This is a genomic window from Methanococcoides vulcani, from assembly GCF_900111645.1.
Classification (GTDB): domain Archaea; phylum Halobacteriota; class Methanosarcinia; order Methanosarcinales; family Methanosarcinaceae; genus Methanococcoides; species Methanococcoides vulcani.
In genome coordinates, this window is sequence record NZ_FOHQ01000005.1 from 93,983 (window position 1) to 117,796 (window position 23,814).

Consider the following 23,814-nt stretch of genomic DNA (forward strand, 5'->3'; position numbering starts at 1 on the left):
GTTTTAAGCACCAACGATGAACGAGACCAATGCGAAGAGCATTGCGAACTTGAAGAATTTAGAAGAGCTTGCAGCATCATTCTTTCCAAGTATCTGGTAGACCGCTATGAGGAAGAATATGTCTGCAATTGCCACGACAAAAATGTATCTTTCGTTCAGTATTGATTGAAGATATGGAACGGGGCTTGCAAGCATGGCAATAAAACCAAAAGCTGCAGCCATATAAGATGCTTTCTTTGGCCCGATAAGGATCGGCAATGTTCTTGCACCTTCTTTTTTGTCACCTTCTACATCCTCGATATCCTTTACTATCTCACGTGCAATGGTAGCAAGCGTTGCCAGCAGGAAAAGAACGATCACTGCCTGAAGTCCGTCCATCCCAAAAACGGCACCACCGAACAGGAATGTGGAACCTGTAAGGTAACCGACCGAAGCATTACCGAAGAAGGGGGTACGTTTCAGGTTCTTTGCATAGACTATCAGAACAAGTGAATTGAGCATGGCAATGATGCCACAGAGCACATTAACAAGAAATGCCATTGCAACCCCTGCACCAAAAAGTATGAGAGAGAAATAAAGAGCGCTCTTTAATGAAACCCTTCCAGAGGGGATCGGCCTTGACGGCTTGTTCACGGTATCGATGTCGATATCGAAATAATCGTTAAGCCCGTTTCCGGCACCTGTCACGAAAAAGACGATGAAAAATACAAGCGATGCATCATAGAATGAAAGGGATGCAGCTGAACCTGCTGATGAGAGAATGTTATACGCTATCAGGACACCAATCAGTGCAGCAAAAGCTGCCATTGCACAATTGCCGGCACGCATCAGCTCGAGATAGGATCGCATCTTTATGTCCCCATTAAGTAATGTTACCTGCTACGCCTGACCTCTAACATACGATCAAGGGACTGTTTTGCACGCAAGCGGATATCTTCCGGTACGGTCACAACGTGTTCCATGTTCTCCAGTGAACGCAGTACTGCTTCCAGGTTTATCATCTTCATGTCAGAGCAGAAGGCAAATTCAGAAACAGGATAGAATCTTTTTTCGGGGTTCTCAAGTTCCAGCTGGTGCATTATTCCCTGCTCTGTGGAAATGATAAAATCATTGCATGAAGAATCCTTTGCATACTTCAACATACCCGTGGTACTGAACACATGATCTGCATCCTCAAGTACCTGGGGACGGCATTCGGGATGCGCCATTATTTCTGCATCCGGATGATCGTGCATAGCCATCAGAGCATCTTCTTCAAGGATCTGGTTGTGCACAGGGCAGTAACCGTTCCACGGAATTATCTTCTTGTCAGTGTGCTTTGCAACATAAGCTGCAAGGTTCTTGTCAGGAACGAAGATGATCTCATCCGCATCCAATGAATTCACAACTTCCACCGCATTGGCAGATGTACAGCAGATATCACTTTCGGCCTTGACATCAGCCCTCGTATTCACATAGCATACCACCATTGCATCCGGATGCTCGTTCTTCATCTCACGAAGAGATGGTACATCCACCATTGCTGCCATGGGGCAATTAGCATCTGCATCCGGCATAAGCACTGTCTTTTCAGGAGAGAGGACTGCAGCGCTTTCAGCCATGAAACTTACACCGCAAAACACGATCACATCGGCTTCCTGATCAACTGCTTCCTGACTCAATCCAAGAGAGTCGCCTACAAAATCTGCAATATCCTGGACCTCATCGCGTGCATAGCAATGAGCCAGGATTACGGCATTGCGCTCTTTTTTTAACGATCTGATCTTATTGATGATGGTTTGCCTGTCCTGCATATGATCACTTGATTTTTCAATTTTGTCGCTGGTTACGACATGTTAATGAACCGCGCTACAATAACCAGATAAGGATTAAACATTTTTCCCCATCGGACCTATCATGTGCCGACCTGAAGGGGAGATGCGATCTTTTTCAAAGTGGAAATGGCTGAGAGGGCAGCCAGATAACTTGTTTTGGGGTTTGTCGGGGCCGGGACGTTCTCCACACGGCTTGTGAACATTCCGAACTCTCCTTCCACGGTAATTTCATGGATGTTCCTTGAAAGAGCAGGATTTGCAACGATCTTGACCTTTGTGTTATCAAAACCGATACCTGCAATGCTCAGGGAAGCTGCAACGTTAACATTGGCAGGAAAAGCTTTGACAGCTTCTGATGCCATGCCATCAAATATTACGGTCTTTCCTGTGATAGCATCAAGGTCTATGTTGTTCTGGATAACATGGGGCGCTCCTGCAAGGCTTCTGGGGTGCTTCTCAGTGGTCAGTGTCACCGAATAGATAGTTTTTGCAGATGCGGATTTTAAGCCATCCAGGCCTGCAATTGCTCCTGAGGGAAGGTATATCTTGCAGCCATACTCCTTTGCAAGGTCAGTAGTAGTTTTAAGGAGATTCTGGTCAGCAAAAGCTCCTACACTTATAGACATGACATCACACTTTGCATGGAGAGCAGTAGGAACTACTTCGTAGACTGCCTGCTGGGAAGCACATTCTACTACAAGATCAACGTGCTTTACCATCTCTACGATCTCAAGAACTTTCGGATCCATGTTCCTGAGCTGCTTTTTCAAATCAATTGTTGCCTGTTCGTGTCTGTCATATACTGCATACAGTTCAACATCTATGTGGCCGGAATCGATAGCTTTGCAAAGTTCGGTACCGATAGCACCACATCCGAACACTCCGATCTTTAGCATTCTGGACTCCTTATGAATATCTTATTAATTAGATTATGGTTAGTTGAATGTCGGTCGACCTATAAGTTCGACCATGGTATTCCAAAATACTCTAAAAGCATATAAACCTCTTGAGGCATTAATATATGTGGTAATATGATACTGAACTGTGAGATAGAACGATTCATCAGTGAAGATCTTGGGGCTAACGATATTTCCTGCACCCTTGTTCCTGAAACAAAGATCAATGCGATAATTTTTGCAAAAGAGGATTGTGTTGTCGCAGGGATCGAAGTTGCACAAAAGATAATGGAATATTTTGGTATCCAGACACATACGGAACTTGTGGACGGGGATGAGATCAAAGCAGGGGATACGATCTTTAAAATAAGTGGAAATTCTGTAGCGGTACTGCGTGCCGAGCGCCTTGTCCTGAACTTCCTGGGACATCTGACCGGGATTGCAACACTGACCCGCAAATATGTGAAGATAGTCAGGCAGTATTCGGATACAAAGGTGGCCGGGACCAGGAAAACAACGCCCGGAATCAGGAAGTTCGAAAAACTTGCTATCATTGCAGGCGGAGGAGATCCTCACAGGTTCGATCTCTCAGACGCCATTATGATCAAGGACAACCACATAAACGCTATGGGGCTGGAGAACGCGATCATTTCCGCCAAAAAACTGGCTGGATTCACACAGAAGATCGAGGTAGAGGTCGAAACCGCAGAAGATGCGATCATAGCAACACGAATGGGTGTCGATATTATCATGTTCGATAACATGTTACCCGGACAGGTGATCCATACGCTGGAAGAACTGAAGCGGGAAGGACTCAGAGATGATGTTATCATTGAGGTTTCAGGGGGCATAAACCTGGACAACATTTCAGAATATGCCAAGACAGGCGTTGATGTGATATCTGTGGGTTCACTGGTTCACAGATCACAGTGGACGGATGTCAGTCTTGAATTTGTAGAAACTGATACGTGATGCCATTATCACAAACTATTTATTGGATTCTCATATTGTATTGATGCTGGTAGAGTATATACTATAAAATACTATTAAATAGCAATTTACTTCTGCGTCGAGGGAATTATGTTTCGGTCTAAAAATTTGTTTGTGACGATAGTGGCGATAGCATTGATAGCTTTGATGTTCACAACAAGCGCATCTGCCAAAGAGGTCTTGTTCAACGGAAGCATAGAGGAAGGGGACGGATACCAGATCAATAATATTGTGATCGATGTCGTCGAAGTCTTTATTGATGCTGAATCCTGTGTATTCAAAGTATATGATCAGGATGAACTTATCCAAGACAAAATGGTCAGCGAAGGTGATTCATTCTCTTTTAATGCAGAAGGGGAAACCATTGAGATAACATTAGACTCTGTCGCCGGAGGAATAGTTTCACGGGCAACGTTATCCATAACAATTACAGACGACGACCCGATCTATCTGGAACAGGTCGTTGATGGTGGTCATGATAAAGCAAAGTATTCGGGCACACCGAAACTGGAGATCACAAAGGAAGTAAGTTCCTACAGTGTAGAACAGGGTGATGTTGTCACAATCAAAGTCGTGGTAAGGAACAACGGAGATGGAAGAGCTACTGAAGTTCGTTTCACTGATCCGAAGCCGGCCGGGTTCGTTTTGCAGGAGATAACTCTTGAAGAGACCGGACCAATGTCAATAGACAAATATGAGGAAAGGACCATTTTCCTCTATAAGCTGCAGGCAAATGAAGCAGGAACATTTGAACTGAAGCCCACTGTTGCAACCTACTCCAACGAAGCAGAACTGGATTTCCCTCAAGCTACCTCGAACAGACCTGTCGTAACGGTCACAGGTGAAGACAAAATGGCAGAACTTGAGTTCTCCACTGCACTGGATACCAGAAGCGTGCAAAGAGGCGACGATGTAGAGGTCACGATCAATATCAGGAACACAGGTGAGGCTTCTGCAAATGGTGTCGTATTGAACATCCTGCTACCTGAAGGACTTGATTTTGAAGGCAGCAATGATAACATCGAAATGATCAACGATGTACCAAAAGTATATATCGAGAACTTCGGCCTGAATCAGGAAAAAGAGATCCGATACAATATCAAACCCACGGAATTGGGAACTTACACCATTACAACAGAGTATTCATACCAGTATGACAGTGGTATGGCTTCAGAATCCCAGACAGTCAGCGGGGAGTTCACAACAAGCACACTCGATGTGGCCAGAGGAGACACTGATGTGCTTTTCGAACAGCCCTGGTATGCATATGCCCTCCCATTACTGTTCATTCTCGCCATCGGAGGATGGATCGTCTACAGGTCCAGGCAATACAGGTACTGATCACCAGCTAACTTCATAATGAACGTTTCAAGAGAGATTAAATCCGGAGGAATTATTTGCTCAATATACTGGTCATAGGAAATGGTCAATGTGGTAACCGTATCCTTGATGCGATAAACAAAGAGGCTTTTGGTGGTAAAAGCAAATTTGCAAAGTTCTACTCACAGCAGAAATACAAGAGCAATGTTGAGACAATAGCTATCAACACTGCAATGAACGACCTGAAAGAGATGAGGTTCACCAAAGCAAAGGACAGAGTACACATTCCTCACCTTCACGGAGTTGGTGCAAACCGCAACGTAGGCAAAAATGTCTTTGAAGAGAACAAAGCAAACATCATGCGCCAGATCGAGGAAAGGGGAAACTTCGATATCGGTTTTGTGCTCACGTCTGCATCAGGCGGAACAGGATCATCCTTTACACCTCCACTTATCGAAGAACTAAAGAAGAGCTATGATTTCCCGATCTATGCGGTCGTCGTCCTTCCGTTCAGGGAGGAGGGTACACTCTACCTGCAGAATGCTGCATTCTGCCTGAAGGATATACGCGACAGTGGTGTGGACGGTATAATACTTGCCGACAACCAGTTCCTCAAACAGATTGGAGGAGATGTACAGTCAGCATACAACAGCATCAACGATATGATCGCAAAGCGTATTCTATTCCTGATCGATGCACTGGATAGCGAAATGATGATGGTCACCGATCTTGGCGACTTCAAGACAGTTATGAGTGGCGGTGCAGGGCTTGCAACCATCGGTTTCTATGAGGCCGATAAGGGAACGCCCATCAAGTCAGCGATACAAAAAGCACTTTCACCTTCCGGACTTCTGTTCTCCACTGATGTTTACAAGGAAGGTAGCAGGGCAATGATCATCATAAAAGGTGACAAGTCATACCTGAGCATTGATGAGATATCCACTGAAGTGGAAAAACTTTCCTCATCGGTTGGTCATGTTTTCAAAGGTATCATTGTCAGGAAAGGAGAAACACCCCAGGTACTTGCCGTGCTGACACTTGAAGTTGCAGAAGAACTTGAGAACCTTTATTCTGTTGCCGTAGATGCGATCCATCAGGAACGCGAAAAGAAAACAAGGATTACCGAGCAGAAAGGAGTCGATAGGGCATTTTCCCAGATCGATGGGCTTGAGCCTGATTATTAAGCATTATATAATATCCCTTAAAGGGATATTATATACTATTTTTGAACTTTTTTGTAACTATTTCAGCTTTTTTATAGGCAGCTATTACAAGAATTGAGTATCTCATCAGAAGACTATTGCTTGCTCATGAGAGAGCACCATTCATTATAAATAATCCTGAAAAGATAAAAGGAATGTGCAAAGACCTAAACCAAAGCAGGCATAGTATGACCAGTGAACCCAACATAATCGAGATACGGGACCTTACCAAGATCTATACCGATGGTCTTGGGGTCAAAGCGCTTGACGGACTGAACATGACCGTTAAACGCGGAGAGTTCCTTTCAATAATCGGTCCTTCAGGATCAGGAAAGAGCACTTTACTTCACATGATAGGCATACTGGATACGCCTACCAGCGGGACCATCCTGATAGACGGGGAAAATGTAACTACGATGTCTGACAGGGAGCGTTCCAGAGCACGCAACGAAATGCTGGGCTTTATTTTCCAGTACCATCACCTGCTGCCTGACTTTTCTGCACTTGAGAATGTGATGATGCCTCTGCTGATAGCAGGGAAAAGCAAGCGTGAAGCTGAAAGGATCGCACGCGATCTTCTGAAAGAAGTTGATCTCGAAGATAGAATGGATCACAGGCCTAACCAGCTTTCAGGGGGCCAGAACCAGAGGGTTGCCGTAGCCCGTGCGCTGGCAAACAGTCCAAAGATAGTCATAGGTGATGAACCCACAGGCAATCTGGACAGCCATTCCAGTGATAAGATATATGAGCTTCTAAGGAAGCTTAACAGGGAACATGACCAGACCTTCATCCTTGTGACCCATGACGAGAACATGGCTGCAAAGACTGAACGTATCGTACGGCTGGTAGATGGAAAAATAGTCAATGAATGATAACGGTGGAAATATGGAATATAGTAAAGGGAATATAGGAAGGGTCTTTACCGTAAGGATAGACACGGGAGAAGACCTGCTTGAAGAACTCGAAGGACTCGCTGAAAAAGAAAGTATCACATCTGCAGTTTTCATCCTGCTGGGTGCTGTTGCTAAAGCAAACCTTGTTGTCGGTCCAAAAGAGAATGCAATTCCACCTGAACCTATGTGGGTGAATTACTCTGACCCTCATGAAGTTATAGGGATCGGAAATATCTTTTTAGAGGAAGGAAGACCAAAGATACACCTTCACACCTCTGCCGGTCGTGGCGATAATGTGAATGTTGGATGCATGCGTGGGGAAAGTGAGGCTTTCATGGTGCTTGAAGTATTTATACTGGAAATATCCGGCATGGATGCTAAGCGCGCTTTTGATACTGCAAAAGGATTTGCCCCAATTACGTTCGGAGCAATGAAATAAGAAAAGCTAAAGTCCTTAAGACTTCAAGATCAAATGGTCATCCCCAGGAGATCCTGAATGATCTTCAGCTTTTCCTCGTTCATTTTCAATATCTTCGACTCATAGACCTTGATTATATCTGCAAAGTCCACTTTCAGGGAATAATATTTTGCAGGCCTTCCCCTGCACTTTGTCCTTTTATCATCCCTTTCATCTATCCATCCACGTTCGTAAAGTGAGCGCATGGCAACGCTTACCTCCGGTTGCCTCAGCCCGGTGGCCCTCTCGATGTCCTGCGAGCTCAATTCCTCTACATTGAAAAGACAGGCGATCGAAAGCGCTTCGATCCTCGGAACGTCAATACTTTGCAAAAGCGATGATACTTCATACCCTTCATCATCCATTAAAATAATATTTTCACTCCCCATATACAATAATAATGCTATACCATTATAAATTTATGCTGTTGGGAATGTTGACTACATAAGGAAACTATATTAGAACCCTGAAACAACAAATGCGGTAACGATATATACTGTAATGTACGATTGGTCAATAGAACGTTCTAATGGTGGAAAACATGAGCTATATTGGCGAAGAAGCAAAGTATACAATTGAAAAAGTACATGCCAGGGAAATCCTTGATTCCAGAGGAAATCCTACTGTTGAAGTCGATATCTACACTGGCCGTGGATTTGGAAGGGCAAGTGTGCCTTCCGGGGCATCGACCGGAAGTAATGAGGCACTCGAGCTAAGGGACAAAGAGGATGATCGTTACAACGGGAAAGGTGTACTTGATGCAGTTGAAAATGTGAACTCCACCTTTGCAAAGGAACTGCTTGGAATGGACGTTCGCAACCAGCGTGAGATCGATGAACTGATGATCGCACTGGATGGAACCGATAACAAGATGACCTTTGGTGCCAATGCGATCCTGGGTGTTTCCATGGCCGTTGCAAAAGCAGCAGCTGATTCACTTAACATGCCACTTTACCGCTATCTTGGCGGAACCAACGCGTTCGCACTGCCTGTACCGACCATGAACGTGATCAACGGTGGAAAGCACGCCGGTAACGAGCTCTCCATACAGGAGTTCATGATACAGCCAAAGGGAGCAGATACGTATTCCAATGCTTTGAGAATGGGAACCGAGACCTACCATGCACTGGGCAAGGTCCTTGAAGATAAATACGGTGCATCCGCAACCAACGTTGGATATGAAGGAGGATATGCACCACCGATCTCAATGACATCCGATGCACTGGATGCCCTTGTGAGTGCCATTGATGAGGCAGGATATACCGAATCCGAGATCACCATCGGTCTTGATGCTGCTGCATCAGAGTTCTTTGAAGATGGCAAATACTCCATCGATGGAAATATGCTTACACCTGCTGAACTTGTGGATTATTACCTTGAACTTATCGACACCTATCCGATCCTTTCCATAGAGGACCCATTCCATGAAGAGTCATTCGAAGACTTTGCAACGCTTACCAGTGAGGCATGGGACACCATTATCGTAGGTGATGACCTGTTCGTGACGAACGTGAACCGCCTTGCGAAGGGTGTTGAAATGGATGCTGCTAACGCACTCCTGCTCAAGATCAACCAGATAGGTACGATCTCCGAGTCATTTGATGCCGCAAACCTTGCACTTCGCAATGGATACAGCGTTGTGGTAAGCCACCGCTCCGCTGAGACCGAAGATGCAATGATCGCAGACATTTCCGTTGCGATAGGTGCCGACCTGATCAAGACAGGAGCACCTGCAAGAAGTGAGCGCACTGCAAAATACAACCAGTTACTCAGGATAGAAGAAGATCTCGGAGATTCTGCACGTTATGTGCAGCTCTGATCTTTTTTATTTTAATTTAAGTTTAAATTCAGTTCTGAATTTATTTTAAATTGATTTTGAATTTAAGTTTTTAGATTTAAAAATCAAAGAGGGAGCTCTGCGTTTTCTGATCTGCCTGTTGAGCAGATGCTTCGGTTCCTCTGCAGGTCCTTCTTACAGTTTCGACCTTTTCTTCAGGAGATCTATCGAAATCAAAGAGACCTTTTTGTTTTGAATCGTGGTTCAGGGTAGCCACATCAACCCCAAATACGCCAAGGATACGCTCCACAGGGGGCAACATCTGCTTCTGTATGTAGTAGTCCACATCCAGAGTTATATTGTGCTCACGCACATATTCAGGATCCTCTGCCCTATCTACGAAAAGACCTTTCCCTGCAGTAATAACAAATGGTATTCTCTCACCAATGGCCGGGCGAACACCTGTGCGCCTCTGGATATTCTCCACCACGGTAAGATGGGGTTGTTTGTTCTTGTAGCTTGACGGGGACTTGGAGAAACTCTTTGTAAGCACAAGGTCCTCAACAATATCAGCATCCTTCTGTACATCCAGATTGCGCACCCTGTCAACAAGTTCCCTTACATGACGAACAGAGCCATCAATGTCACCTTCTTTTAGTACAAGTTCCAGTACCCTGTTGAGCATCTTGGATGTCAGCTCACACCAGTCACGACGTACCGTTTCAAGTCCCTTTACCTTTATCTGATCTTCCCAGCCGTCGTTCGTTGGCTCAAATATCCACTGAGCATATCGTTTCTTGGCTATCAGAAGAACACGCTTTGCAGCAGCCTCAAATTCGAGTTCCATGGGATCAGGCAACGATGCTGTGACAATGCTTGCGACCTTTCTTCCCACCAATGCGGAATCTTCAAGTGAGAACTCACCTTCTGCGAACTCCTCGTCACAATCGTTCCTGCAATGAACAAAAACACTGTCTGTATCACCGTAAGCTACGGAAAGTTTCACTACCTTATCATCCTCTCTGGAATCACTGACCTCATCTGTGAGATAAGCTACATTATCCCTGAGAATTATCCTGCCGATCTTGTTGCAGACGATATCCTCGGTCCTTGCTATGTTCCCCCTGCCTATACTTGTCACAGAATTGGCCATCTGGAGGCTGTAGAGTCTTGCACGGGCATAACCCGAATAACCATAAAAACTGTTAAGCAGGATCTTCAGGGCAAGCTGTGTTGCATCAAGAACACGATATTCCCCTTCATCGCTAGCCTTTTTCATCAATTGCTTTGTACTGATCCTCTGATCAAGCAAATGTTCCAGAACTGATGGCACAACGCCTTTGAATATGTCGGGCTTAACGAATTCTCCCTTTGAAGGAGACCTGATAATATCTTCTTCAGGATATGTCCCAGGTTTCACAACAGTTGTATAACAAAGGTTGTGAGCCATCATAATGGTAGGATAAAGGGATTTGTAGTCCAGAACGATCACATTCTCATGAAGCCCTTTCTCAGGCTCAAGAACTGCACCGCCTTTAAGGTTCTCATTCTGCTTGCGCCTGAAAGCTGAAGTTTCATCATCCGGCTTTGTGGACATGACCCTGCCCTGTTTACCGAACTCCGTCATCAGGATATGCTCCACCATATTGGTCTGCCCGCCACTGACCGTATCCTGAAGCAGGACACCGCTGACCCTTGATAAAGCAATATATTTGTCAAGAAGCTTGAGCTTAAGCAAAAGCTCAAGGGCAAGCTCGGAGTCACGCCTGGCATAATCTATGAACTTCCTGATCTTCTCACCGGAATCGTTCCAGTGCTCTTCCATATCAGCCGGTGCAACGTCCAGTTTTTCCCTGTCAAGCAGTTCCTTTGAGACGTTACGCAGGGTGTATCTTTTCAGGCTGAACTGTTGCCTGATAAGAGGAAGCGCATCCACGACCACCCTGCCGGGTATCGACACCATTGTGCGGCTTATGATCTTACGATAACTGAGCTGCCTCGAATCCCTTCCGACAACCGATCTTATACCGCCACCGGATTCGTTCAGGGTTTTCACCCTGTCAACAATATATGGAACATCAAAATCATTTATGTTATAACCGGTGATCACATCAGGATCGTATTCCGTGATGATCTCGAAGAACCGGTTAAGAAGATCGGCTTCTTCCGTGAACATCTCCACGTCATCATCAACACCTTCCACCTCTTTCTTGACAAGTACAATGGTACTGTGACCTTTGTAAGCCGGTTCAAAGGAAAAACTTACCATGATAATAGGAGAGACATCCGGTGTAGGCATCCCGCCGTCATGAGGAAGGCATTCGATATCAAAGGCCATATACTTCAGTGGCGCGTTGGCGATCCTGTCAACTTCGGTCAGCTCTGACGATCTCATGACATGGTCACAGAGCAGATCACCTTTTGATACATCGGTATCTGTTTCTGCGGACACCCACCCCATGCCTTTGAAACCCTTGTCTATAAGGAACCTGTTCCTGAACAGGATATCAGTTTCATAAACTTTCCCTCCACCAAGCATTTCTGCCACTTCATCCCTTATCTCAGGAACGTTGCGCGGGTCAAATGTGGTGACCTTTAGCATGGGTTGTTTTGTTTCCTGATAGCCTATTGGCTCGAACCTCTCGACCACTTCAATGTCCTTTACAACATCGAACCTGTCCTTTATTGTCTGGCCCAGCTTCTGGAGATCACCTGATGCACTCAGATAAAAATAAGGCTCAAATCCCGGAACAAGACAGCAGACGCTCTTCCCATCGTCGGACCTGCCAAAAAGGCGTACTACAGGTCGATCTTCTTCACGGAAATAGTCAGCATCCAGGATCTGAAAATTCATGGAACTACTTAATGTGAAGGCATAATATATGCTTTGTTGTCAAAGCAAGACAGAAAATAAAACTGATAGCAAAAAACAAAATTAATGAAAGGCAAAGTGCCCGGAGCGTGACTCGAACACGCGACCTCCAGATTTCTCAGGAGATTTGGACGCTCGGTTAAAAGTCCCTATGAGTCTGGCGCCCCAACCAACTAGGCTATCCGGGCATTGCAGCACCTAAATGGACATAGTGGTATTAAAGCATATCGATTGACTGCTTCATCTTTTAAACTTTTTAAAAAGGGACCGGATCAGAATCCGGTCGCTTCAGCAAGATCCATTACTATCGTGTTGTCATCGGTATTTCCCTTGACGAGGAACACGAAGTTCTCATTGGTCCATACGTAGTGATAACGTGGGACCTGTTCACCATTTGAGGTGATATATTTTGTTACACGTGTTGCATCATGTCCGTTAAAGGATTCTTCCACGAACCTGTCACCATTTGCAAGAGGAACAAAACCAGCTTTGTACTGGGTAACGAGCTCTTCAGCAGCCTCACTGCTTTCAAGCTCGATGGCTATAATGAAATAGTCCACAGAATCACGCTGGTATATACCTTCAGAAGCTTCCACGATACCAGTGACATCCGCATAGCTTGCCTTTACATCTTCGACCTCAAGGGAGTGGGCACCAAGGTAATCAAACCCTTCAGGAACATTTTCCAGCACTACACCATCAACGCTGAGGTTAGCAGCTGTTATGGGATCTTCCGGCTCAGCCGGATCTGTACATCCTGACATTGCAACAAGCAGCAATGCAATGAGAGAAACCATCAATACCTTCATATTCATTCTTAAAGACCTCATTGTTCTAAGTTAGAATGAGATACAATAAGGGCATAAGGTATTTTAATTTATCGAAAAACCGGACAAAAAAAAGAAATGTTAGAAGGGTTTTCACCCTTCTTAGATTTTAGTTATTTAGTTCCTTCTGACGAAGTATGCTACTGCAAGAAGACCTGCAATTGCGAAGACTGCTTCGAAGCCAGGTACTGGCTCTTCTTCTTCTTCGACTGGCTCTTCTTCAGGTGTAACGTTTACATCTTCTTCAGGTGTAACATTTACATCTTCTTCAGGTGTAACATTTACATCTTCTTCAGGTGCAACTACTTCTTCTTCAGGCACTTCTTCGACTTCTGGAGCTTCACCGTCAACAGTCATTTCGACAAATGGGTAGAACCTTACATCATCGTCATCACTGTCAGCAACTCTAAGCTTCATGTCATCTGTAAGTTCAATGACATCGTCTGCATTGAGGTTGACCTGTTCATCGGTGTTCTCGAGTGTGATGAAATCTGCACCAACTGCCTCAACTGTGAGTATACCGAACTCTTCATCGTCAGCGATCTCCATTGCTTCATCTGACATGAGCCAGATACCTTCAATGATTGCAAGGCTGTCGACCTGTCCCTGGAATACCTCGTTAATGTGTACTCTCATGACAACAACATCTTCCTCACCAGCAACATCTGCCTCATAGTCCCATGAGCTGTTGTCAATGTTGTTTTCTGTGTTGTAGACATCATCATCAAGGAATTCGCCGTCCTTTGTGAGCTCGAGCCATACCTTGTTACCATCGACATCGATCTGCTTTGGTGTGAGTGCAAAGCCCTCACCGAGGTCGAGTGTCTGGCCAACACGCATGGTGTACTTCTCATCGTCGTCCATGATAAGTGTGGAAAGGATCTGAAGGTCACCGTTGACTGGAACATATTCCTCTGCAAGGAAACCGAGCTTCTGGAATTCTTCTCCATTGTCAGCCCATCCGCCATAGGTATATGCTACATTGATAACGTCTGCGGTGTATTCAAGGCTTCCTTCATCGAGTGTCCTGTCAGCATCTCCATCATAAGTAATGACAAATGCTTCGGAACCTAATCCTTCATCAATGTCATACCAGAATGCTGCAAAGTCTGTAAAATCAGTTGTATATGTGTTAAGAGCGCTGTCATCTGCACCACTGAATACAGGACTGCGAATCTCAACACTGTCTGCTGCACTTGCTACTGATACAAAGCTCAGTACCATAAGAGCAGCCATTGCGATTGCTAAAAAGCTTTTCATTATTTTCCTCCATTATTTTAAATATATATCAAGAGTGAGAATCAAGATAAACGTATTAACGTGTATCAGTCCTCCAGACAAAGCACGAAGTTTCGTCCATTGCCGAAGGAGACATAATCACCCTCTTAATCCCGTCATATTGGATTACAACTGACTATTAAGTTAATTGGCTTTTAAAGCTTTTGTGGTCTCTTTAAGAGTATTTATCGTAATGCAAAGGTAAATATCGATGCAAATAACGGTGAATGTCGAAGATTATTCAGGGGATTTAATATAAAATGTTCAAAAATCACCTATTATAATTCGTAAATTGTCGATATTGTGCACATCAACGTTCTTGTTGTCATGATCAATGCTGTAACATATAGATATCTTCAATAAATTTATATGTACAGCGTGTTAATTATTATTATAATAACAGTGAAACCTGTTGTATCATATAATTACTAATAATGGTTCAAATGTGTCTCATAGTTGGCAGATAATAGCCTCAAACCGTGTACACAATAATATAATGAGGAGTGAAAATATAATGTTCGAAGGGTCAGCCTCTGAAGAAATATCAATGGAAGATGAAATGAACAGGGTCAAGACCGGTATCCCCGGATTTGATGAACTTTGTGGGGGAGGACTTATCCGCGACCGTTCATACCTTGTATCAGGTACATCCGGTGCAGGTAAGACGAACTTTTCCGTCCAGTACATATATAATGGTATTACAAAATACGGTGAGAACGGTATTATCGTCGCAACAGAAGAAAGACCGGAACAGATCAGGGAGAACGTACTGAAATTCGGATGGGACCTCCAGGCACTGGAAGATGAAGGCAAACTTATCATCATCGACGCATGTTCCACCAAGATCGGCATTCCATCACAGGAGAAATATGTCGATGTCAGGCCTTTTGACACTCGCTCCATGATGGACCAGATAATTGCCAGCCAGGAAGAGATCGATGCAAAGAGGGCTCTTATCGACTCCACGACTTCTATCAGTTTCTACCTGCACGACCCTGCAAAGATCCGTGTGGAACTCCTCAAGCTCAGTACGACCCTGGAAGTTATCGGACTGACCTCACTGCTGACATGTGAGATCATCAATGAAAAGGAGCCGGCAAGGTTCGGTGTGGAGACCTTCGTAACAGACGGCACCTTCGTGCTTCATTACGACATGCGTGAGACGGTCCGCACCCGTACCATTGAGATCTTCAAGATGCGTGGTTCCGACCACAGCAAGAAGCTACACCCATATGATATTACATCAGAAGGTTTTGTGATACACCCACATGAAGAAGTGTATGCCTCATTCTGAAAACTATCCGGGCACTGTAATATATAAAGAATAATTAAAGGAAGAACTCGGGCATCTTGAATATATTTCTAAGATGCCTGAAAATACCTACAAAAAGCAAAAGTATCAGAGATCAGGATAGGTCTCTTCGTTCCCACATTCTATACACTTGTATATCACAAGCGCACGACCAAAATTGTCATGTCTTTTGATAGTAGGATATCTCCAGCGATTCATCCTTCCTTCACACAATGGGCATCTGTAGTTCATTTTACTTCACCGATCCAGATTCTAATTTCTTTATTAAGCCTGTTTTATATTGACCAGAGCCATATATTAGGTTTACTCTGATTCATATTCCACTGCTTGCCAGTATTTTCTTTATCGCTTCAGCAATAAAAAGTGTTGCAAAAGCTGCGGAGATAGGAACTATCCATTCGGCCGGACCCAGAGCTACAAGCTCGAATACATTCCCAAGATATGGAACATACATCACCGTCAGTGTCAGCAGGAATGTGCTGGCGACACCTACAAGCATCAGTTTGTTAGTGAAAAGACCAACACTAAAAGCTGATCTTGTCAGTGACCTGAACACGAATGGAATGAAAAGTATCATACTTACAATGGTTGCAAAGGTCATGGTACGTGCCCTTTCGATGTTACCCACAGGATCTGAGAATATAAACACAAAGAAGCACACCAGACCCATGATTAAAGCAATACTGACCACCAGTAACAGGTTTCTCTTTTTGAGTATCCTCTCCCCCGGTTTGCGGGGTTTTTCATACATCACTTCATCCCGTACCGGATCAAGCCCAAGTGCTATTGCAGGCATGATCTCGTCGAACATATTGATGAACAATATCTGTAACGCCAGAAGTGGTATCAGGTCAAATCCCAGAAGCGTGATTCCCAGCATTATGAGAATTACTTCGGTAAAGTTCCTTGAGACAAGGTAGGTTGTGAACTTTTCGATGTTCTCATAAATACCACGACCGCGTTTTACAGCTTCCACGATGGTCTCGAAATTATCATCCTGCAGGACCATCAGACTGGACTCTTTTGCGACATCAGTACCTTTAATTCCCATGGAGATACCGATATCAGCTTTCTTTAGTGCCGGTGCATCGTTGACACCATCCCCGGTCATTGCAACAACATGACCCCGGTTCTGCAGCGCCTGAACTATCCTGAGCTTTTGTTCAGGCATGACCCTTGCATAGATACTGACACCTTCAACAACAGAATCAAATTCCTCATCATCAAGGGACAGGAGCTCGCTTCCTGTTATAGCAGCATCACCGATGATACATTTGAGCTTATCATCCATCCGGTCCACAGGACCATCATAATCAGCATACAGACCGATCTTCTTTCCGATAGCCTTTGCAGTTTCTTCATTGTCCCCGGTTATCATCACAACCCTGATGCCCGCCTGCCTGCAAAGGGCTATCGCATCCTTTGCTTCCTTCCTTTCAGGATCTATCATGGCCACCAGTCCAAGGAATGTCAACTCGTTCTCGGATCCTTCTACAGGCAAACCTTCAGGAAGGTTCCTGTATGATATTCCAAGTACACGATATGCAGAACGTGCAAGCTCGGTGTTTTGCTGCACTATCCTGCCCACATCATCATCGTTCAGTTCATGGACACCATCGTCCCTTTCAATGGAAACACATTTTTCAAGGACAAATTCCGGTGCACCTTTACAGAAAGCGATCCTGCCTTCATTGGTCTTATGGATCGTCGTCATCAGCTTCCTCTCGGAAGTGAACATGATCTCGTGCAGCTTTTCATACTCAGCATCAAGGTCATCCTTCCAGATATCGGCTTTCGAAGCCGCAACTATCAATGATACTTCCGTAGGGGCACCTACCACATCCCATCTGCCCTGCCGCTGCACCATCGAGGAATTGTTGCATAATGCTGCTGCCTTTAGCAGCATACCAAGAGTGTGGTTCTTTTCCACTTCCACATCTTCGCCATCTTTTAACAGGGAACCCTCCGGGTCGTATCCTACACCGGTAAGATCAAAGAACTCATCACCAGCATATATTTTCTGAACTGTCATCTCGTTCTTTGTCAGAGTTCCGGTCTTATCGGTACATATGACCGTTGTGGAACCCAGCGTCTCAACACCCAGCATCTTCCTGACTATTGCATTATGTTTTGCCATTCGGTGCATACCATATGCCAGCGTGATCGTCATGGTCAGTGGCAGACCTTCAGGAACCGCTGCTACTGCCAGTGCAAGAGCTATTATCAGCATCTCTTCAGTGGGTGCACCAGTAAAGTGACCAAGCACGAAAGTGAGACCTGATGCAATAAGGGCAATAATAGCAAGACTCTTGGCAAGGTCGGCTATTTTTTCCTGAAGAGGCGTCCTGACCTCGTTCTCCTGTATCATGCCTGCGATCATTCCAAGCCTGCTCTGCATGCCCACCGCTGTGACGATTGCCCTGCATTTTCCATGAACTATCTGTGTTCCTGAAAAGATCAGATCGCCTGTTCCTTTTACCACAGACATGCTCTCACCGGTTATCGCGGATTCATCAACTTTAAGACCCTGTATCTCAAAAACAAAGCCATCAGCTGCAATCTTATCACCGGTTTCCAGAACCATTATGTCCCCTACAACAACATTCCTTGTAGGGATCTCGATCACAACTCCTCCCCTTACGACATGGGTTACCGGCTGAACCATTTTCTTGAGAGCTTCCATAGCTTTCTCGGCCTTGAACTCCTGGACAAATCCCAGAATTACAACAAAAGCTATGATGATCACAATTACCCAGAAGTTCACAACCTCATCTATTGTTAATGAGATGATAGCTGCTGCCAGGAGTACCCACACAATGAAATTTGCAAACTGTCTCAACAGGACCTTGAGAGGAGTTACTTTTGTCTTTTCTTCAAGTTCATTAAACCCGGATTCAAGCAGCCTGTTTGCTGCCTCCTCTTCTGAAAGTCCCTCTCTTGAAGTATTCAGGTCCGCAAGAACAGAATCAATATCAATATTTTCATAATCCATCAGGATACCCGCTCAGAATAAAAATATGTTACAATAGTATTTCTTAATTTGCCCAGAGTAATAGCTAACATCTATGACCTCTACTCTCTAAATCTCTTTAGGCAAAGCTAAATAATTTAACATGCCACCTTTTTTTACCATTAATGGAATTGATGGATCATCAAATTATATGAGGAACTAACATGCAATGTGATTCAGGGACCAAAGAGCGCATAGCTGAATACCTGAAAAGTCATCCATACCTGAATCTCGCTACTGTCAGTCCTGAAGGAAAACCAATGGTTCACAGCATGGGTTTTGTCTCCGCAGGACCTGTTGTTTACTTTGGAACAGGCAAGGACACAAGAAATACCAGAATATCGAAAATAATCCTTCAGTTGCATTTACTGTAGACGAAGATAGCCTTGATGTATTCAAGATTACAGGTATACAGATGGAGGGAAAAGCATCTTTTGTTACAGATGAAGCTGAAATACAGACGTTTTTCCAGTTAATGGTAGAAAAATTCCCATTTGCAGCAGATATGCCAAAGAACCCGGATAACAGGATCATAAAGGTCGAACCAACAAAAGCTTTCTTCCTCGATTATAATGTAGAGTTCGGATTCAGGTACGAAGTCGATTACTGACTTCGCCCTTTTCACCTTTTAAATATCTGCTATCTCTTTTTGCCTTTGGATCTTTCAGTTAGCAGCCTTTCTCCTTGCGTTCCGTAATATCCTGGATAACACCCTGATAGTTGGTCACAACACCTTCATCGTTGCGCTGGACGAACGTCTGCTCTTCCACCCATCTCTCTCCCCCCGACTTTGTTCTTATCCTGTATTCCTTGACAAAGACCTTGCCACCTTCCCTGCAGATGTCCGAAAGTTCCATCTGTACCTCAGGCAGGTCCTCAGGATTGATTATGTTACCATAAAGAAGATCCCCGGATAGGAAATCATCAACAGTATATCCGAACTGGGTTATGTTATCTGAAACGAATTCAACAGGCCAGAGCTCCTTTTCATCCTCAAGATCCGTCCTCCAGAGGAAAGCGACCACCGGGCTGTGGTTAATGATCTTCTCAAGTGCCTTTTTCCTGTCCAGCAGTTCAGCCTGCTTTTCCAGTGCAACTTTCAATGCTATCTCGCTTTCTTTCTGCTTTGTGATATCCTGAACAATACCCTGGAAGTGAGTTACATTCCCATCCTTGTCCCTGAGAATAAAGGTCTTCTCATCTACCCACAATAACTTTCCATCTTTTGTTATCACACGATATTCTTGGGTATAGTTATCACTGCCGTCCTCACACTTCTCTGCAAGTGTATCCTTGACCATCCCATAATCATCGGAATGGATCAGGTCACCATAAACAATGCGTCCAAGTACGAAATCCTCAGCAGAATAACCAAGCTTTGAAACATTCTCAGAAGCATAATCGGCAGGCCAGAACTCCTCCACCCTCCACAGGAATACCATCGTAGAGCTATTGTTGATGATATCTTCCAGATACCTCTGTTTCCTCACTGCTTCATCAAAGGCCAGATCATTGTTCTTCTGTTCTGTTATATCAAAAATAGTACCCTGATAATGTGTCACGTTTCCGGCATCATCCCGCTGTATATAGGTTCTCTCATCAACCCAGCGTACATCACCGGACTTTAAAATTATCCTGTATTCCTGGTCAAAGAAATCTCCCCCTTGCCTGCAACGTTGTCTCAGGGCTTCTCCCACCATCTTCAGATCATCAGGATGGACTATATCAGCATAAAGGAGGCGACCGGAAATGAAGTCCTCTACTGTGTAACCAAGAAGACTTACGTTGCCTGAAACATATTCAACTGGCCATTTTTCCTCGGAGGTGTCCTCTGCCTTCCAGAGAAAGGCAATGACAGGACTGTTATCTATTATTTTTTCAAGTACCTCTTTTCTGTCCAGTACTTTACCCAATACACTTTCAGAACCATTGTCATCATTTTTAACTGATATATTAGATCCCATAGATTGCCCCCATTAGATTAACACTTTCAATTTCTTATTTGTCTGATGAGCTTAAGTATTGATCGATTTTGTTCTCTCTTTAGACTGTATCGCCATTTTCAAAAGTACAGGTGATATGAAAATAGACACTGCAACCATCAGAACAATGGCTGAAAATATCTCATCGCCTATGATACCCAGTTCCTTTCCAATAGATATCAGAACCAGCTCCACTCCTGCCCTTGGCATTACACCTACCCCGAATATCAGGCTGTCGTAATTGTCAAACCCGATAAGTCGACCTCCTGCAAACCCTCCGATCAACTTGCCGGCAAGAGCCAGCAGGACTACAGCTACAGAGAACAGACCAACCGTTTGCAAAGTGGCAATATTTACGGACAGCCCTATGAACGCGAAAAATATCGGTACGAAAAGACCGTATGCAACTCCTGTCACCTTACTTTGCACATGCTCGATCTTTGCATGGGAGATATCCGAGATCATTACCCCTCCAATGAATGCTCCTATCACAGCATGCAGGCCAAAGACCTCCGCAAGGTAGGCAGAAAAAAGAGCCACCATTATCACAAATGCAAAAATGGACTCCTTGACATGCATTTTATGAACATAGGCAAAAAGCGTAGGGAAGAACTTTACCCTGAAAATGAGCATTATTGCCACAAAAGCAACTATCTTTGACAAAATGAACAATATTTGCACAGCAGAGGGAAACTGGTCATATGTTGCCATGGTAACTACAATAGAGAGAAGGAAGATACCGATGATATCATCTAATATCGATGAGCTAAGCATCATGGAACCGGGTTTGCTTGACAGGTAGTCCATATCTATCAATGTCCTGACAACCACCCCAATGCTGGTAGGGCTGAATGCCACTCCCATGAAGATACTCTCAAGACTGCTGAACTGGAAATACATGCCCAGCAGGAAGCCAGCAGAAAAGGCCACTAATATCTGAGAAATACTTGCTATTGATGCTTTTTTGGACGATTCCCTAAGGTCGCGAAGATGTACTTCCTTGTAGCCTGCTGTAAACAAAAGGAAAATAGCTCCCATTTCAGCAAGGAATGTGATGATCTCTGATTCCTGATGTATCAAAAATGTTCCAAGCACCACACCGGAAAGCAATTCACCGAGAATGGAAGGAAAGCCAACTCTTTCGAACAGTTCACCAAAGACCTTTGCCAGAAGAAGGATCAGCAGTATATAGAAGAGAACTTCCATTACTCAGACCCTCTTAACTCGTATATCTCGTTAAGGATATCGGGCTTGCACATGATACCTACAAGCTTTCCGTCGTCAACAACACAGACACGATCCATCTTGTGCTTGAGCATCATGTCAGCTGCTTCACAAAGAGACTCGTCTGAAGACATCGATACCGGATGAGGGACCATAATGTTCTTTGCTGTCTCGCCCTGGGATACCACTGCAGCCAGATGTGTGTGTTCCAGTCTTGGGGTCCTTTGCACAAGAAGGATCCGAAGCATTACATCCTGATCGATTATACCCACAAGTTCATAATTGTCATTCACCACAGGATACGTGTGAAAATGATGTTTGCTGAAAATTTCCAGAACTTTGTCTAACGTATCATCCTCATGAATCGTTACAAGATCCTTTATCATAACCTGTTCTATCAACTTCTCGTTACAACTTTCAGAAAAGGATCGACCACATTGTATACAATCTTCATTTCCAGCATCGGTCACAGCTTTCTTCCCCCTTCAAGCTATAATGCGTGGGAAATACCCATATAAAGTATTCCTTTCATCCTACAAATATTATATGTATTCGTAAAGCTACCGCTACAACCGAACCAAAATTATGAAAAAATAGAAGATAAAAGATGAAAGGGACCTTAAAGGTCCAGTTCATCCCTTTCAATATTTGCAAGAGATAGTTGAATGGCTATTCCACTGTTCTCAGCATATCCGTCGATACGTTTTACAGCATGCTCTACCATTCCACCGGATGTCATTATCAGAGATCTCTTACCACAAAGCGCCATCAGTATGGATTTATCGATCACACCGGAAGTTATCTGAAGGTCGATGAGGTTATTTTCAGCAAGTGTCTTGCTCTTTTTCCCCATTGCACCGATATTGTCGATGTCTTCTTCAGCGACAACTTTACGGAAAGATGCCTCGTCATACCTGTCAGTATCATATATCACAATCCCGCCGGACTTGATACCATGCCTTGTCATTTCTGCAATAGCATGTCCATCCGGATGGATATGCAGGACCTTTGCATTGACTGCCTCATAGGGGCTGCTGATAGCATATTCCCCGTGCATGACACCAAGATTGATGATATCACCTTCCTTTACATCGGCTGATACTTCTATCCACATAAGTTCAGGAGGCTTGAATGAATTTACCAGTTCAGGAACACTTGTTGGGAACCTGTTACGGATTGCAAGGTTCCTTCTTTCAAGTTCGCTATATATCTCCAGTGTGCGAGGCTGTCTTAGATATGATTTCCTCAAAAGATCAGCGTCTCTGAAAACATCTTCAGGCAGACCTTCGCCTATCACATTACCCTCTGTCATGAAATATACATAATCTGCCCAGCTATAGGCAAGTTCCACATCATGAGTTGAAATTATAAGGGTGGTACCATTGTGATTTAATTCATTCAGCAGATCAAGGATCTCATCCGCACCTACAGGATCGAGGTTCGCTAATGGTTCGTCAAGGATCATGATCTCGGGTTCCATTGAACAGACACCTGCAATAGCAACCCTTTTTTTCTGTCCTCCACTCAAATGGTGGGGTGGTTTATCCTTGAATTCGGTTATACCGATATATTCGAGAGTCTGCTCTACTTTCTCTTCAACTTCCTCTTTAGAATAACCGAGGTTAGTGGGACCAAAACCTACATCCTGATAGACTGTAGGGGCAAATATCTGGTCATCCGAGTTCTGGAAGACAATACCCACACTTTTTCGTACCTCACGCAGGGACTTTGCATCGTATTCCATGGGTTTGCCATGGAAATATACCGCGCCTTCTTTGGGTTTGAGGGTACCGTTCAACAGCATGAAAAGAGTTGATTTGCCGGAACCGTTCTTTCCGACAAAAGCTATTTTCTTACCTTTTTTGATCTTTACATCAACGCCTTTTATAGCCTGGGTCCCATCCTGGTAGGAATACTTCAAGCCTTTTGTTTCCAATATCATCATTTTTACCTCCGAGAC

20 protein-coding genes, 1 tRNA gene and 1 pseudogene are annotated in these 23,814 nt (G+C 44.3%); 8 read left to right on the forward strand and 14 right to left on the reverse strand.

Annotated elements, in window-relative coordinates; all coding sequences use genetic code 11:
* Positions 1-3: 3 nt before the first annotated feature.
* From BMX02_RS08400 to BMX02_RS08410, 3 genes are all read right to left on the reverse strand, one after another.
* On the reverse strand, positions 4-849 hold the full coding sequence (locus BMX02_RS08400; RefSeq protein ID WP_091690243.1) for a geranylgeranylglycerol-phosphate geranylgeranyltransferase: 846 nt from the start codon (positions 847-849) through the stop codon (positions 4-6).
* Between the two features lie 23 nt (positions 850-872).
* Positions 873-1,793: a quinolinate synthase NadA gene (gene nadA / locus BMX02_RS08405; protein ID WP_091690244.1), complete on the reverse strand. Its 921-nt coding sequence runs from the start codon at positions 1,791-1,793 to the stop codon at positions 873-875.
* 101 nt (positions 1,794-1,894) lie between these two features.
* Positions 1,895-2,710 carry an aspartate dehydrogenase gene (locus BMX02_RS08410; RefSeq protein ID WP_091690245.1) on the reverse strand — a complete coding sequence of 272 codons (816 nt, stop codon included), beginning with the start codon at positions 2,708-2,710 and terminating at the stop codon, positions 1,895-1,897.
* Positions 2,711-2,845: 135 nt separating this feature from the next.
* Here BMX02_RS08410 and nadC point away from each other — a divergent pair, with 135 nt between their 5' ends.
* The 5 genes from nadC to BMX02_RS08435 all read left to right on the forward strand — a co-directional run bounded on the left by nadC (position 2,846) and on the right by BMX02_RS08435 (position 7,554).
* Complete coding sequence (gene nadC, locus BMX02_RS08415; protein ID WP_091690246.1) at positions 2,846-3,682, forward strand: carboxylating nicotinate-nucleotide diphosphorylase; 837 nt, start codon at positions 2,846-2,848, stop codon at positions 3,680-3,682.
* Between the two features lie 132 nt (positions 3,683-3,814).
* Positions 3,815-5,041, forward strand: a complete 1,227-nt coding sequence (locus BMX02_RS08420) for a COG1361 family protein (RefSeq protein WP_167879319.1) — start codon at positions 3,815-3,817, stop codon at positions 5,039-5,041.
* Between the two features lie 56 nt (positions 5,042-5,097).
* The gene (locus BMX02_RS08425) at positions 5,098-6,204 is read left to right on the forward strand and encodes an FtsZ/tubulin family protein (RefSeq protein ID WP_091690248.1); all 1,107 of its coding nucleotides are present in this window, start codon (positions 5,098-5,100) and stop codon (positions 6,202-6,204) included.
* A 206-nt stretch (positions 6,205-6,410) separates the two neighbouring features.
* Positions 6,411-7,094: an ABC transporter ATP-binding protein gene (locus BMX02_RS08430; RefSeq protein WP_091690249.1), complete on the forward strand. Its 684-nt coding sequence runs from the start codon at positions 6,411-6,413 to the stop codon at positions 7,092-7,094.
* 13 nt (positions 7,095-7,107) lie between these two features.
* Positions 7,108-7,554, forward strand: coding sequence for a PPC domain-containing DNA-binding protein (locus BMX02_RS08435; protein ID WP_091690319.1), 447 nt, complete (start codon positions 7,108-7,110; stop codon positions 7,552-7,554).
* 29 nt (positions 7,555-7,583) lie between these two features.
* On the opposite strand, the gene BMX02_RS08440 is transcribed toward BMX02_RS08435, so the two are convergent.
* Positions 7,584-7,961 carry an MreA family transcriptional regulator gene (locus BMX02_RS08440; protein ID WP_167879320.1) on the reverse strand — a complete coding sequence of 126 codons (378 nt, stop codon included), beginning with the start codon at positions 7,959-7,961 and terminating at the stop codon, positions 7,584-7,586.
* A gap of 152 nt (positions 7,962-8,113) precedes the next feature.
* Here BMX02_RS08440 and eno point away from each other — a divergent pair, with 152 nt between their 5' ends.
* On the forward strand, positions 8,114-9,391 hold the full coding sequence (gene eno, locus BMX02_RS08445; RefSeq protein ID WP_091690251.1) for a phosphopyruvate hydratase: 1,278 nt from the start codon (positions 8,114-8,116) through the stop codon (positions 9,389-9,391).
* 76 nt (positions 9,392-9,467) lie between these two features.
* Here eno and BMX02_RS08450 read toward each other — a convergent pair whose 3' ends face one another.
* From BMX02_RS08450 to BMX02_RS08465, 4 genes are all read right to left on the reverse strand, one after another.
* Complete coding sequence (locus BMX02_RS08450; RefSeq protein WP_091690252.1) at positions 9,468-12,203, reverse strand: DNA-directed DNA polymerase; 2,736 nt, start codon at positions 12,201-12,203, stop codon at positions 9,468-9,470.
* A 97-nt stretch (positions 12,204-12,300) separates the two neighbouring features.
* A tRNA-Met gene (locus BMX02_RS08455) sits at positions 12,301-12,409 on the reverse strand.
* Positions 12,410-12,493: 84 nt separating this feature from the next.
* Entirely contained in the window at positions 12,494-13,036 is a 543-nt protein-coding gene (locus tag BMX02_RS08460) for a hypothetical protein (protein ID WP_091690253.1), read from the reverse strand.
* Positions 13,037-13,165: 129 nt separating this feature from the next.
* Complete coding sequence (locus BMX02_RS08465) at positions 13,166-14,308, reverse strand: S-layer protein domain-containing protein (protein WP_091690320.1); 1,143 nt, start codon at positions 14,306-14,308, stop codon at positions 13,166-13,168.
* A 532-nt stretch (positions 14,309-14,840) separates the two neighbouring features.
* Between BMX02_RS08465 and BMX02_RS08470 the strand changes: the two genes are divergently transcribed.
* A complete protein-coding gene (locus tag BMX02_RS08470) occupies positions 14,841-15,620 on the forward strand; it encodes an ATPase domain-containing protein (RefSeq protein WP_091690254.1) in 780 nt (259 codons plus the stop codon).
* Between the two features lie 105 nt (positions 15,621-15,725).
* Here BMX02_RS08470 and BMX02_RS11920 read toward each other — a convergent pair whose 3' ends face one another.
* Positions 15,726-15,869, reverse strand: a complete 144-nt coding sequence (locus BMX02_RS11920; RefSeq protein ID WP_167879321.1) for a hypothetical protein — start codon at positions 15,867-15,869, stop codon at positions 15,726-15,728.
* An 82-nt stretch (positions 15,870-15,951) separates the two neighbouring features.
* The gene (locus tag BMX02_RS08475) at positions 15,952-18,630 is read right to left on the reverse strand and encodes a cation-translocating P-type ATPase (protein ID WP_091690255.1); all 2,679 of its coding nucleotides are present in this window, start codon (positions 18,628-18,630) and stop codon (positions 15,952-15,954) included.
* A gap of 182 nt (positions 18,631-18,812) precedes the next feature.
* Between BMX02_RS08475 and BMX02_RS12420 the strand changes: the two are divergent.
* Positions 18,813-19,258, forward strand: a pseudogene (locus BMX02_RS12420) (pyridoxamine 5'-phosphate oxidase family protein).
* Between the two features lie 58 nt (positions 19,259-19,316).
* Here the strand turns inward: BMX02_RS12420 and BMX02_RS08485 are convergent.
* The 4 genes from BMX02_RS08485 to BMX02_RS08500 all read right to left on the reverse strand — a co-directional run bounded on the left by BMX02_RS08485 (position 19,317) and on the right by BMX02_RS08500 (position 23,799).
* On the reverse strand, positions 19,317-20,612 hold the full coding sequence (locus BMX02_RS08485) for a PAS domain-containing protein (RefSeq protein ID WP_091690256.1): 1,296 nt from the start codon (positions 20,610-20,612) through the stop codon (positions 19,317-19,319).
* Between the two features lie 51 nt (positions 20,613-20,663).
* Positions 20,664-21,836 (reverse strand): cation:proton antiporter, encoded by a 1,173-nt coding sequence (locus BMX02_RS08490; protein ID WP_091690257.1) that lies wholly within the window; start codon positions 21,834-21,836, stop codon positions 20,664-20,666.
* The gene (locus tag BMX02_RS08495; protein WP_244625215.1) at positions 21,836-22,324 is read right to left on the reverse strand and encodes a CBS domain-containing protein; all 489 of its coding nucleotides are present in this window, start codon (positions 22,322-22,324) and stop codon (positions 21,836-21,838) included. The genes BMX02_RS08490 and BMX02_RS08495 overlap by 1 nt, the downstream gene beginning before the upstream one ends.
* Before the next feature lie 149 nt (positions 22,325-22,473).
* Entirely contained in the window at positions 22,474-23,799 is a 1,326-nt protein-coding gene (locus tag BMX02_RS08500) for an energy-coupling factor ABC transporter ATP-binding protein (protein WP_091690258.1), read from the reverse strand.
* Positions 23,800-23,814: the final 15 nt, after the last annotated feature.